The sequence below is a fragment of the Niallia sp. Marseille-Q9988 genome (assembly GCF_976954375.1).
Window position 1 is genome coordinate 367,377 of the sequence record NZ_CDRJSZ010000003.1, and the last position, 14,499, is coordinate 381,875.

A 14,499-nucleotide genomic window follows, 5' to 3' on the forward strand; every position below is an offset into this window, starting at 1 on the left:
TCATTAAATTAAGCCTCCGGAACATTTGGTGAGTGGCTTTGCAAGTCCAAAGTCTAAGAAACAATTTGTACTTACAGATGAAATTTATGAATTTATTTGTAATGCATGGATTATTAGAGAATATCGAGGGTTCGAGAAGGTCCGCACTACTCGATTCAGGACAAAACATCTTATTTAAAAGGGAGTGAGTTCAAGAGATTCTCATTTTAACTGCATTAGGGTTAATCGTACCAAAAGTAAGTAGTGAGTTCTTATATAAATAAGGATTTTGCCTTTCAAATAAAGAAACTCGCCAATTCCAATGGAAAGATTCCCATTTTATATACCAATGCCACTATCAAATCGGCACATATTTAAAGAAAAGCACCTCAAAACGGAGCCCTTTACTCTAACAGTAGAGGTTTTTTTACGTTATTTTAAAAGTAATGATCATATATTTAAAGTGAAAGTAAAATTACTCTGTAAAAAGAAAAGCGATTAATTTTTAATAAGGAAGTCATAAACTATTTTACTAAGTATTACTGGGTAAAGGTATTTAAATCCCTTCCCCACTATATATTATCTTAATGGATATAATTTAAGGATGATAGAAATCCATATACTTAATTTTTAATAATCAAATACTTATGTTTTTCTTGAAAATAGAAATTAGTTTTTTTGTATTATACCCGATTAAACCTAAAGGAGGAACCCACCATGCTAACCCTAACCGGCAACAACCTAACCTTACCCACCCTAAAAAAAATCCTCTACACCAACGAAACCGTCCAACCATCAAAAGAAAGCCTAACAAAAGTAAAAAACAGTCGAAAAGCCGTCGAAGAAATCGTAAACCAAGGAAAAACGGTTTATGGCATTAATACGGGCTTCGGCAAATTAAGCGACGTCCGTATTGATAAGGAAGATGTAGAAACACTACAGCTCAATTTAATCCATTCCCATGCTTGTGGAGTAGGTGAACCTTTTGCTGAAGTGGTTTCAAGAGCTATTCTTCTTCTAAGGGCGAATGCCTTACTAAAAGGATATTCAGGAGTTCGACCGCTCATTATTGATAGATTACTAGCACTTCTCAATAAAGCCATTCATCCCGTCATACCACAGCAAGGATCCCTTGGAGCAAGCGGCGATCTTGCGCCCTTATCTCATCTTGCCTTAGCACTTCTCGGAGAAGGAGAAGTATTTTATAAAGGAAAAAGAAGACCTTCATTGGAAGCTTTACAAGCTGAAGGCATAGAACCAATCAGGCTTTCCGCAAAGGAAGGGCTAGCACTGATAAATGGAACACAAGCAATGACTGCTATGGGTGCTGTTGCTTACTTAGAAGCGGAGAAGCTAGCCTATCAATCGGAACAAATTGCCGCAGTTACGATGGAAGGATTAAGGGGAATTATTGATGCATTCGATGATGACGTGCACCAAGCAAGAGGATATCAAGAACAAATTGATGTCGCTCAGCGAATGCGCGCATATCTTGCTGGTAGTAAGCTAATAACGGTACAAGGGGAACTACGTATTCAGGATGCTTATTCGCTTCGTTGTATTCCCCAAGTGCATGGTGCTACTTGGCAGACGTTGCAGTATGTGAAACATAAACTAGAAATAGAGATGAATGCAGCGACAGATAATCCTTTAATTTTTAACGATGGGGAAAAGGTTATTTCTGGCGGGAATTTTCATGGTCAGCCGATTGCACTTGCGATGGACTTTATGGGGATTGCGATGGCAGAATTGGCGAATATTTCGGAGCGGCGGATTGAACGATTAGTTAATCCTCAATTAAATGATTTGCCAGCATTCTTAAGCTCGAAGCCTGGATTGCAATCTGGGGCGATGATTATGCAGTATGTCGCAGCTTCATTGGTGTCGGAAAATAAAATTCTTGCCCATCCAGCTAGTGTGGATTCGATTCCGTCTTCTGCAAATCAGGAGGACCATGTTAGTATGGGGACCATTGGTGCGAGGCATGCCTATCAAATTATTGAACATACACGAAAAGTGTTAGCGATTGAATTAATTTGTGCGACTCAAGCTGCGGAAATTCGCGGAAAAGATAGAATGGGAGCTTTTACGAAAAAGGTAGTGGAGCAAGTAAGAAACTATGTTGCTCCAATTGAGGAGGATCGGATTTTCGCGGATGATATCGAAAAGTTAAGTAAAGCATTGAAGGAATCATTTGAAATCGATTCAGAGATTTAAGAATGAAAATTATAGCATTATTCTAATGCCTGTCTACTGTTATAATAGTGTCAAAGTCATTATGAATAAGGGAGCAGGTTTTTATGTTTAAAATCTTGATTGCAGATCGTGACAGGCAAGAAGTGAATGGAATAGAATGGCTTGTTTCAAAATATTCATCCCCAGATTTTATCATGGAAAAAAGAAATGAACTGGCAGAAGTATTAGCAGTGCTTGAAACAGATTTACCGGATATTTTGTTTATTGAATTAGATATGATTCCAGACACCCATTGGAAGATGGTTCAATCCTATATTAATAGATATGCAAAGAAGGTCGTTACTCTTACAGCTGAAACTACATTTGAGCGTGCAATGCAGGCGATGTCCGTCAAAGCAGTTGATTTACTGGTAAAACCATTAACGCCGAATCTCGTCAAGAAAGCCTTTCAAGAATTAATGCGCATGCAATTACCCCTTTTGAACGATGAAAAAAATACCTCGAGAACAGCATATGACTCGAAATATGAAGCACTGTTTATTGATGATATGATTCCGTATGAATATCCAGTATTTCTCATAGAAAGTGAATGGAATGATGCATTGGATGAAATAAGAGTATTTAGTAATGAATTTGATTTTTATTACAAGCCTGTTATTTTTTCAACGAGTGATCATCTTGTCCTTGCCTTTCAACATGAACTGCAGGATGAAATCAATGAAGCAAAGCGTTTCTTAAGAGAATGGGAAATCGAGCATGATGCGCCTCTTGCAATTGCGATTAGTCATCGCGACCAGCATTCTCTCTACCAGACATATAATCACTTAAGAAAAGCAATTAACGTAACGTTTTATACAGGATACCGCCAAGTAATTCTCGCCAATGATTTTCACGATTGGGTCGAAAGAGATCCTTTTTTAACGATGGAACAGCAACGGGATTGGGTCCATATGCTTGATGAAAAGGAAATTAGTGAAATTAAGGCATGGATGTACGGAGAATTTTTCAGTATGAAAAGTCCTTATCCTTCTCCTAGTATGCTTCGAACAAGGTTAACGAGTATTCTTGCACAGGTTCGTCGCTATATGATTAAAAGCGGACTGCAAGATAGCAGCAGTGAGAATTATTATAAGGATGTTTTTAATAAAATCTTAAATTATAGTGTTCTTTATCGAATTGTCCAGGAAATAATTTTGTTTATTGATTACTTATTTGATATCCAAAATCAACGAGTAGAAAAACCGAAGCTGGACATCATGGAAGCAGCGATTACTTATATGGAAAAAAATTATTATCGTTCTGATTTATCGTTAGTCGAAGTAGCAAATCATATCGGTCGTAGTCCATCCTATTTCAGCTATTTATTAACAAACAAAAACAATAGAAGCTTTCGAGAAATCCTGACAAATATCCGTATTCAAAAGGCAAAGGACATCTTAAGCACCTCCGATACACCAATCCAAAACACAGCAAAATTAGTCGGCTTTAATAACCCAAATTACTTCAGCCGCATCTTTAGAAAACAAACAGGACTATCCCCAAGAGAATTTATCAGGCAGCAAACACTTTAATATTCGAAGGATTCTCCTTTTGAGAAATCGATTGCTAGAGAATCCTTGGATTTTTTGTGTTTTTATCATCATTTAAAATCGAGATTGCAATGGAGAGAAATGAAACGAACTATATCTCCTAAAAAAGTTAGATATGTTCTATATCTAATACTTTTATCGAATCCAAAATAATTATCATAAATTTAACCGTTTTCATCATGCTTGTCAGATATAACCCGTAAATAACTATCCTTTTTCATAAGTTAATTACCTATTATAATTTATTAATTTTGATAAAGTTTAAATTATAAGAAAATTTAATCATTTAGGGGGATGGTACATGTGACACAAATAAAAAGACAAGTCGAACAATATACAGGTACTACATTACACGCGAAAAATTGGATCTCAGAAGCAGCATTACGGATGTTAAATAATAACCTCAATCCAGAAGTAGCAGAAAATCCCGATCAATTAGTTGTTTATGGAGGTATAGGGAAAGCCGCTCGTAACTGGGAATGCTATGAAGCGATTGTAAAGGAATTAAAGCAATTGGAGGAGGACGAAACATTACTTGTTCAGTCAGGAAAGCCAGTTGCAGTGTTTAGAACACATAAAGACGCGCCAAAAGTGTTAATTGCCAATTCCAATCTTGTCCCTGCATGGGCCAATTGGGACCACTTTAATGAATTAGATAGAAAAGGATTAATGATGTACGGGCAGATGACTGCTGGAAGCTGGATTTACATCGGCAGCCAGGGGATTGTTCAAGGTACTTATGAAACTTTTGCAGAATGTGCCCGTCAGCATTTTGGATCCAGCCTGAAAGGAACAATCACACTAACTGCTGGTCTTGGCGGAATGGGTGGAGCTCAACCGTTAGCAGTAACCTTAAATGAAGGTGTTTGTATTGCGATAGAAGTGGATCAACATCGTATCGACCGCAGACTAGAGACGAAATACTTGGATATTTCCACAGATAGTTTAGATGAGGCTATCCAAATGGCAAAAGAGGCAAAGCAAAAAGGTCGTGCTCTTTCGATTGGCTTACTCGGAAATGCTGCTGAAATTTTACCCCAAATGTTGGAGAGAGGATTTATTCCAGAGGTACTAACAGATCAAACCTCTTCCCATGATCCGTTGAACGGCTATGTACCTGCACAGATGTTGCTTGAAGAAGCAGCAGAATTAAGAAATACCAATCCAGAAGCGTACACCATATTAGCGAAAAAAAGTATTGCAACACATGTGCAGGCAATGTTAGATATGCAAGCTAAAGGGGCAGTAACATTCGACTATGGAAACAATATTCGCCAGGTTGCAAAAGATGAAGGGGTTGAGAATGCCTTTGATTTTCCTGGCTTTGTCCCAGCGTATATTCGTCCTCAATTCTGTGAAGGAAAAGGGCCGTTTCGGTGGGTAGCATTATCAAGTGATCCGGAAGATATTTACAAAACAGATGAGGTTATTTTAAGGGAATTTAGCGACAATGAATCTTTATGTAAGTGGATCAAAATGGCACAGGACAAAATCAGTTTCCAAGGCTTGCCATCCCGCATTTGCTGGCTTGGCTATGGGGAACGGGCAAGGTTTGGAAAAATCATTAATGATATGGTGGCAAGTGGAGAATTAAAAGCACCAATCGTTATCGGACGTGACCATTTAGATTCTGGCTCTGTTGCATCACCAAACCGTGAAACAGAAGGAATGAAGGATGGGAGTGATGCGGTAGCAGATTGGCCGATTCTAAATGCATTAATCAATAGTGTCGGTGGAGCTAGCTGGGTGAGTGTTCATCATGGTGGCGGTGTTGGGATGGGTTACTCACTTCATGCAGGCATGGTCATTGTTGCAGATGGGACAAAAGATGCGGAAAAGCGAATCGAACGAGTATTGACGACAGACCCAGGTATGGGAGTAGTTAGACATGTCGATGCAGGCTATGAATCTGCTGTGAAAACTGCGAAAGAAAAAGGAATCCATATTCCGATGCTAAAAAATGCGGAGGTGTGATGCTTGACGGATCTATTGTTTATTAAACATGCAGCACAACTAATTACGGTGGAAGGTCATTCTGAAAAGCCAGCTAAAAAACAAGCAATGAGCGAGATTACAGTGATAGAAAATGGAGCAGTACTCGTGCAGGATGGTAAGGTTCTTGATGTTGGAGAAACAAGTGCAATCGAAGCAAAATATTCAGAATTGATTGCGACTGCAAATCATATAGATGCGACGAATAAGACGGTAACCCCTGGTTTAATTGATCCCCATACACATTTAGTCCATGCAGGAACAAGAGAGAATGAATATGCGATGCGTCTACAAGGAAAAACCTATATGGATATTATGAACGCAGGGGGAGGGATTCATGCCACCACTCGGGCGACACAGGAAGCATCATTTGAGCAATTATATGCGGAGTCAAAAGCTAGATTAGATAAATTTTTAACCCATGGTGTGACAACAGTAGAGGCTAAAAGTGGCTATGGCTTGTCCCTAGAGCATGAAATAAAACAACTCGAGGTTTCAAAAAAACTACAGCAGAATCATCACATGGATATCGTTTCTACTTTTATGGGAGCACATGCCATCCCGCTGGCAGATAAAGACGATCCAGAACGATTTGTTGATCAAGTCATTGACGAGATGATTCCAGAAGTGGCACGTAGGGGCTTAGCAACTTTTAATGACGTCTTTTGTGAGCGTGGTGTGTTTACACCAGAACAATCACGTCGCATTTTAGAAGCTGGGAAGGAACATGGATTAATTCCGAAAATTCATGCCGATGAAATTGAACCATACGGAGGGGCAGAACTAGCAGCTGAAGTAGGTGCGATATCTGCAGATCACTTATTAAGAGCTTCTAGTCAAGGGATTGAACAGATGGCAGAGCGTGATGTCATAGCTGTTTTATTACCAGGTACCGCATTTTTCCTAATGGCAGAATTTGCAGAGGCAAGAAAAATGATAGATAGAGGAGTTGCTGTAGCCCTATCAACAGATGCCAATCCAGGTTCCTCGCCAACCCTATCACTCCCATTCATTATGAATTTAGGATGCTTGAAAATGGGCATGACACCAGAAGAAGTTATAACCGCAACAACTATCAATGCAGCACATGCCATTGGTCGTGCTGACACGATAGGGAGCTTGGAAAAAGGAAAGCAAGCAGACATAACCATTTTCGATGTACCCAATTACCTAACCCTATCCTATCAGTATGGAATGAACCATGTGGATACTGTGATAAAAAAAGGAATACCAGTCGTTATACAAAAACAGCTTCAATGAAGGTGGTAATGATTTGGTGGAGATTACTAGCCTTTTCTCCACCAAAAGCAAGATGTATAAAAAATCATAAAATGGAGGAACTTACATGGAAAATACGGAAAAACAAATCCCTTTTGCAGAAGAAAAAAGCCCAAATAATAGTCTAAAAGTTTTTAAGTTTATTGTTTATAGCTTAATCGGTATTTTTACATTTTTTATTCCTATTACCATCAATGACAGCTCCACAATTCCACTCGATCATCTAGTCACCTATGTTCAACAATCCGTTCCAGCGGCCTTACCATATTATGCATTACTCATTATCTTATTTGGCGCTATTTATCCATTTGTTAATAAATCATGGAAAAAAAATGCGGTCAATATCGTCTTATCCTTTTTCAAAATCATCGGTCTTGTTTTTGCGATATTTTATGTTTTTAAAGTTGGACCTGCATGGTTTTTTGAACCAGGAATGGGACCATTCCTATTTGATAAGCTAGTGATTCCTGTTGGGGTGCTTGTACCAATTGGCGCTGTGTTTTTAGCATTATTAGCTGGATATGGATTATTAGAATTTATTGGAGTCCTTTTGCAGCCAGTTATGCGCCCTATTTGGAAAACTCCAGGTCGTTCTGCGATTGATGCTGTTGCATCCTTTGTAGGAAGCTATTCGATTGGTCTGTTGATTACAAACAAAGTGTATAAAGAAGGAAAATACAATATCAAAGAAGCAACAATTATTGCAACAGGGTTTTCTACTGTTTCCACCACCTTTATGATCGTTGTGGCGAAAACACTAGGTTTAATGGACATTTGGAATATTTATTTCTGGGTTACGTTAGTTGTAACATTTGCCGTAACAGCTATCACGGTGCGCATATGGCCACTTAACAGAATGAGTGAGGAGTATTATCAAGGAAATGCGAATCCAGAAGAGGTCATTAAAGAGAAGCGATTTCAACATGCATGGAAACAAGCGATGGAGGCTGTTGATCATTCATTACCAATCTATAAAAATATCGTTAGTAATTTAAAAGATGGATTTATTATGACAATGGCTATTTTGCCATCGATATTATCTGTTGGGTTACTCGGCTTAGTGTTAGCGGAATATACACCGGTTTTTGATATTATCGGAATGATTTTCTATCCATTTACATGGATCCTGCAAATTCCAGATCCGATGCTAGCTGCAAAAGCATCAGCCGTTGAGATTGCAGAAATGTTCTTGCCAGCAGGGCTTGTAGCAGAGGCGGAATTAATTACTAGATTCGTCATTGGTACGTTATCCGTTTCAGCCGTTATCTTTTTCTCTTCTCTCGTTCCTTGTATTCTATCAACAGATATTCCGATAAGTATTCCTAAATTACTTGTCATCTGGATTGAGCGAACAATCCTGACGCTGATTATTGTAACGCCACTGGCATTTTTGCTTTTATAGTTTGTTTTTTTAAGAAATGACAATCTAAAACTCTCCTGACTTTTGGTTAGGGGAGTTTGGTTGTTAATCATAGATTGAAAGAATTACGAGAGGGAGCGAGGGGGAAAATGCTTAATGTAAATAAACAAAGAATAGAACAGAAGCTGTTTGCTTTAGGGGAGATTGGTCGTAATGCAAATGGAGGGATGGATCGGACGACATTTACTCCCGCTGAAATGGAAGCGAGAAATTGGTTAAAGCAGGAGCTTCATTCCTTGAATCTAGCTGTCCATGTAGATGAAGCAGCAAATATTTGGGGGAGAAAAGAAGGGACTAATCCAGAATTACCTGTTCTTACATTTGGTTCTCATATTGATTCAGTTCCAAATGGCGGCATCTATGATGGAGCGCTTGGAGTGATTCTCGCATTGGAAGTGATGCGTGTGTTAGAAGAAAATAACGTAAAAACAATGCATCCATTAGAGCTAGTTTCATTCAGCGCAGAGGAGCCTAACCCATTTGGTTTCTCCACTTTTGGCAGTAGAGCGATAACTGGAAAATTAACAGCTGAAGATATTATAGGTGTAGCAGATACAGACGGAAGATTATTAACAGAGGCTTTACAAGATGCAGGGGGAAATCCAAATAATTTTGCAAATGCAGTAAGAAGCCCTCGTGAATTTGCCGCTTATTTGGAGGTTCATATTGAACAAGGGAAAAGGTTGCTGCAACGTGATATCCCAGTTGGAATTGTAACGGGTATTACTGGGATTTACCGTGAAGAAGTAACGGTTAGAGGGGATGCGAATCATGCAGGGACAACACTAATGAAGGATAGAGTGGATGCATTTTTAGCAGCAGCAAGCATGGCGCTTGCCCTAGAAGATATTTTACGAAACTACCCTGATGAAGAGGTTGTTGGGACAATTGGCCAGGTTTTCGTACAGCCAAATGCAACGAATATTATACCAGGCGAAGTAACCTTCTCTTTAGAAATTAGAGGGCAAACGAGGGAGAAAATTCAGGATGTATTAGGAAAATGGGAAGAGAAGGTGCAAATTATTCATAGACATAGAAAGGTGGAGATAAAGCGTTTAGTAAAGCTTGATCAATCGCCTGTACCGATGGGTGAAAAGTTAATGACATGCTGTGAGGAGCAGGCGGCTAATCTTGGCTTTCCGTCTTACCGATTAGGGAGCATGGCAGGCCATGATGCTGCCCATATGGCATCGGTCACCGAAGCTTGTATGTTATTTGTTCCGAGTTTAGCTGGGAAAAGTCATTGTCCTGAAGAGGAGAGCAGGATGGAGGACATAGAAAAAGTCGGCAATGTTTTACTGCATTCTATTTTGGCATTGGATAATAGTCTTTAAGGAGGTAAATCGGTGGGGAATTTATTTATAGGGGATAGTGTTTATACGAACGGAACATTTAAAGAACAATATAGCTTATATGTGGAAGATGGAGTGATTAAGGAAATTGGTCCGACTGGGCAGTTAAAGGGAAAGTATAAAGGGGCTATGGTTCATTCATTAGAAGGAAAAACGATTATTCCAGGCACTGTTAATTCGCATAATCATTCCTTTCAAAGTTTACTGAGAGGGATTGCGGTCGATCGACCATTTTTGGAATGGCGAGATGAGGCATTATATAAATATACGCCTTACTTAGATGAAGAGGCGATTTACACTGGTGCTTTGTTTGCTTTTGGAGAAATGCTCCGCTATGGGGTGACAACGGTCAGTGACTTTTTCTATGTGCATAACAATGGGATAGCATATGATGAAGCAGTTATCCAGGCTGCGAAGGATGTTGGGATCAGACTTGTGTTAGCACGAACAATGTATGATTGGGACGGTGCTCCAAAAGCGTATATCGAGACAATTGATGATGCTGTTTCCAGAACCTATGCGCTTGCGAAGAAATATCAAGGCAATTCGATGATCCATATCCAACCAGCGCCGCATAGTCCACATGCTGCATCTCCGGAAATGATTAAAGCCGGGCATCGTCTTGCTTGTGAGATTGAAACACCGTTCCATATTCATGTAGCAGAAGAACCCTTTGAGGTGGAAGAGACGCTAGCGAAATATGGGCTTAGACCAGTCCATTACTTAGATTCATTAGGAGTAGTGGATGAGCGAATGATCGCGATTCATTTGGTTTGGCTAGAACAAGCTGAAATAGACCTCCTTGGTTCTAGAAACACATCTCTTGCTTATTGTCCATCTAGCAATATGTTTTTAGCTGATGGAATTACAAAGATTCCTGATTTGGTGAAGGCAGGTGTGAACATTACATTGGGATCAGATGGTGCATGTAGCAATAATCGCATTTCTGTTTTTGAGGAAATGAGAATGTGCTCGATTTTGCAAAAGGTTGATAGATTGGATGGAACGATTGTAAATGCCCAGCAAGTATTTGATATGGGCACAAAAAATGCTGGAGAAATCCTGCGTTTACCAATCGGAAAATTAGAACAGGGAATGCAAGCTGATTTTGTGGCGATTGATACGAATGATTTGTCATTATTACCAAAAACTAATTTAATTGCAAATATTGTCTATTCGATGCAGCCAAATGCTATCAAGGATGTGTATGTGAAAGGGAAGCAGATTGTCGGTGATGGTAAGCTTTTGACGGTTTCAGAGGAGGCTATTGGGAAGCGGGTGAATACTTTTTTTGAAAAGACTAGAGATGAATGAATTCAGGATCTAAAAGATGAAATAAATAGTGCTGAGCAGTAGGGAATCCTACTGTTTTTTTAATAGAAAGCTGTAATTTGTATTCTTTTGCACATTTGGAAAATAGAATATGGTATTATTATAGAACTAATAGTAATCGCTTACAATTATATCAACCACTAGTAAAAAATCTGTCATAAACCTAACCAATAGAAGAGGTGTTTATATGGAATTTACGATTAACAGAGACATGTTAAAAAGTGTAACAGCAGTTGATCATACTGGCTCCTTAATTTACCAAGAAAAAGAGGCATTTAGTGGAATACATAAAATTGCTAGAAAGGTTATGGGGGATGTGGAGTTAGTGTTTGGCTATGCACCACAAGCGACTTCGGATAGAAAGAAGCTTGGAAAGCATGCTGTTTTATATGGAACCTTGAACCATAGCCCAATGCTTCATGAATTGGAAGAGAAACAGCTGATTGATCTGTCAGAAGTGAAAGGAAAGAGGGAAGTTTATTTATTTCAAGTCATTGAAAATCCCTTTGAAGATGTAGAAAAAGCACTAGTAATCGCTGGGAGTGATAAGCGTGGAACAATCTACGGGCTATTTCATTTATCAGAGCTCCTTGGCGTTTCTCCGTTGGTGGATTGGTGTGATGTTAAACCAAAGCATAAAGAGTCATTCTCATTGAGTGGAGATTTAAAATATCTTTCGAAAGAGCCGTCTGTGCGTTACCGTGGTTTTTTTATCAATGATGAATGGCCTGCTTTTGGAAACTGGACGACGAAGAATTTTGGCGGCTTTAATGCGGAAATGTATGACCATGTTTTTGAATTATTGCTGAGATTGAAAGGAAATTATCTATGGCCAGCTATGTGGTCTGCTCGTTTTAGCGAGGATGGACCAGGATTGTTAAATGCAGTATTAGCAGATGAATATGGGGTAGTCATGGGGGCGTCCCATCATGAGCCTTGTTTGCGAAATGGAGAGGAATATAAATATTTGCGTGGGAAGGACTCTATTTATGGAGACGCCTGGAATTTTATTGCAAATAGAGAAGGCATTACGAAGTTTTGGAAAGATGGTCTGAAGCGGAACGGAAACTTTGAAAATGTCATTACGGTTGGGATGCGTGGGGAAGCGGATACAACTATTATGGGGAAAGATGCTACCCTTGCAGATAATATCGAATTACTGCGAAATGTCATCCAAACGCAAAATCAATTAATCCGAGAAAATATCAATCCAAATCTTTCCGAAGTTCCAAGAATGCTAGCTTTATATAAAGAAGTAGAACCCTTCTTTTATGGGGATGAACATACGGCTGGCTTAATCGGATCGGAGGAGCTTGAAGATATCATTCTTATGCTCTGTGATGATAACCATGGAAATCTGCGTACATTGCCAACAGAAGAAATGCGCAGCCATTCAGGTGGCTATGGGATGTACTATCATTTTGATTATCATGGTGGACCCATTTCCTATGAATGGATAAATAGTTCGTATCTTCCGAAGATATGGGAACAGATGACAATGGCTTACGATTTTGGTGTTCGGGATTTATGGATTGTAAATGTAGGAGATATTGCTACACAGGAATTCCCGTTATCTTATTTCTTAGATTTGGCTTATGACTTTGAAAAATGGGGAACCTCTGCCAAAAATAAGACAGATGATTATACGAGAAAATGGATTGATACCCAGTTTGACGGTGTATTTAATGAAGTGAAAAAGGAGAAGGTTTTTGAACTCCTAACAGGCTACACGAAAATGGCACATAATCGCAGACCAGAGCATATGAATGCAGAAGTCTATCATCCTGTTCATTATAGGGAAACAGATCAGACATTACAGCAAATCGATTATCTTTTAAAGGCTGCAGAGGCACTATATAAACAAGTGGATTCAGAGAAATTACCAAAGTTTTTCTCTTTAGTCTATTATCCTGCTGTAGGAAACTTGAACTTGCAGAAGATGTGGCTTCTTACCGGGAAAAATCATGATGATGCCAAGCTTGGTAAAATGGAAGCAAACAAATTAGCGGAACAAATTAGAGCGTGTTTGACCAGAGATAGAGAACTGGTTGAGCAATATCATACCATTGATAATGGGAAGTGGTATGGAATGGGGATGTCTGAGCATATCGGTTTTACGAACTGGAATGAAGAAGGATGTCAAAACCCAATTCTTATGCAAGTGTTCCCCGCTAATAAACCGAGATTAATTGTTTCCATAGATGGGACGAATCAGCATTCGGAAGGCCCAGCATGGCATAATAATACACTGTATTTAGATGCATTTCTACAGCCGCATATAGAGGAAGCGACATTCACTATTTCTAGCTTAAGTGAAAAAAATGCAGAGTTTATGATTACTTGTGAAAACCAATGGCTAACATGTTCGAAAACGAGTGGTAGTTTGGATGGTAGAGATAAAACATCGGAAGTCATTCAGGTGAGCATTAATCGTAAGGAAATGGGAGACGATTCAGAGGGGCGTATTGTCGTAGAAATGCCTTGTGGTACGTGTACCATTCTAGTATACGCAGCCCAAAATGATTACAAAGAATTCCCTGAGCGGACTTTTATAGATACGAATGGCTATATTTCGATAGAAGCCGAGCATTATTTTCTAAACAAGGAAGCAGTGAATCAACAGGGGGACATGTATCGATTTGAAGTGCTTGAAGGCTATGGCAAAACATTATCTGCCGTGAAGGCTTTTCCAACAACCAAGCATTTTTCAGTAGGGGAGGATGCACCCTATCTGGAATATCATTTTGTCATACAGGAAGCTGGAGCCTATGAAGTAGAATTATATCTACAGCCTTCTAATCCAGTTACAAAGGATAATATGTTATTCTGTGGTATCCAAGCAAATGAGGATGACATCAACATTGTTAATATTATCCCAGAAGAATATATCGTTGGGGAAAGTGATAATTGGGGAGTGGATGTGCTGAATAATATCCATCGATACTGTCATCGAATCGAGTGTAAAGCAGGATTGAATACACTAAGAATTTATGCAGTAAGCCCAGGATATGTATTAGAAAAGCTAGTAATCTATCCAGAAGGTAAGAAGCCGGCAGCTAGCTATTTAGGGCCGACGGAAACTTATTATGTTGGAAAGTGAATAAGTTATTTTAAGAATATTTACTATTATGAAAGTTTTGAAGAGTCATCTAACAAATGAATTTCAGTAACGGAGGGTGTTCTATTTTTTTAAACATCCTCTTTATTTATTTGTTACTTCTTATGAATTCTCTTTAGTACCTTGGTATGTTTAAACAAAATAGCAACAATATAGGACTTGGGGTAAGGGAATGATGTTAAATTTATAAAACTTTAGAAGCAATTTGTTTAGTAAATAAAGAAATAAGAGGGTTATACTATC

8 protein-coding genes are annotated in these 14,499 nt (G+C 38.9%); all 8 read left to right on the plus strand.

The genetic code is table 11. The features are described from left to right. Window positions 1–696 precede the first annotated feature (696 nt). On the plus strand, window positions 697–2,196 hold the full coding sequence (gene hutH / locus ACWNMZ_RS05975) for a histidine ammonia-lyase (RefSeq protein ID WP_031536456.1): 1,500 nt from the start codon (window positions 697–699) through the stop codon (window positions 2,194–2,196). 83 nt (window positions 2,197–2,279) lie between these two features. Continuing rightward, the gene (locus ACWNMZ_RS05980; RefSeq protein WP_251629258.1) at window positions 2,280–3,746 is read left to right on the plus strand and encodes a helix-turn-helix domain-containing protein; all 1,467 of its coding nucleotides are present in this window, start codon (window positions 2,280–2,282) and stop codon (window positions 3,744–3,746) included. 312 nt (window positions 3,747–4,058) lie between these two features. Next, window positions 4,059–5,738, plus strand: coding sequence for a urocanate hydratase (hutU, locus tag ACWNMZ_RS05985; protein ID WP_449598376.1), 1,680 nt, complete (start codon window positions 4,059–4,061; stop codon window positions 5,736–5,738). A gap of 3 nt (window positions 5,739–5,741) precedes the next feature. Then, a complete protein-coding gene (gene hutI / locus ACWNMZ_RS05990; protein WP_251629256.1) occupies window positions 5,742–7,016 on the plus strand; it encodes an imidazolonepropionase in 1,275 nt (424 codons plus the stop codon). Between the two features lie 85 nt (window positions 7,017–7,101). Beyond that, window positions 7,102–8,436, plus strand: a complete 1,335-nt coding sequence (locus ACWNMZ_RS05995) for a YjiH family protein (RefSeq protein ID WP_035416227.1) — start codon at window positions 7,102–7,104, stop codon at window positions 8,434–8,436. A 107-nt stretch (window positions 8,437–8,543) separates the two neighbouring features. Beyond that, a complete protein-coding gene (locus ACWNMZ_RS06000) occupies window positions 8,544–9,788 on the plus strand; it encodes an allantoate amidohydrolase (protein ID WP_449598379.1) in 1,245 nt (414 codons plus the stop codon). 12 nt (window positions 9,789–9,800) lie between these two features. After that, window positions 9,801–11,120, plus strand: a complete 1,320-nt coding sequence (locus ACWNMZ_RS06005) for an amidohydrolase family protein (protein ID WP_449598381.1) — start codon at window positions 9,801–9,803, stop codon at window positions 11,118–11,120. A gap of 205 nt (window positions 11,121–11,325) precedes the next feature. Then, window positions 11,326–14,238 carry a glycosyl hydrolase 115 family protein gene (locus ACWNMZ_RS06010; RefSeq protein WP_449598382.1) on the plus strand — a complete coding sequence of 971 codons (2,913 nt, stop codon included), beginning with the start codon at window positions 11,326–11,328 and terminating at the stop codon, window positions 14,236–14,238. Window positions 14,239–14,499: the final 261 nt, after the last annotated feature.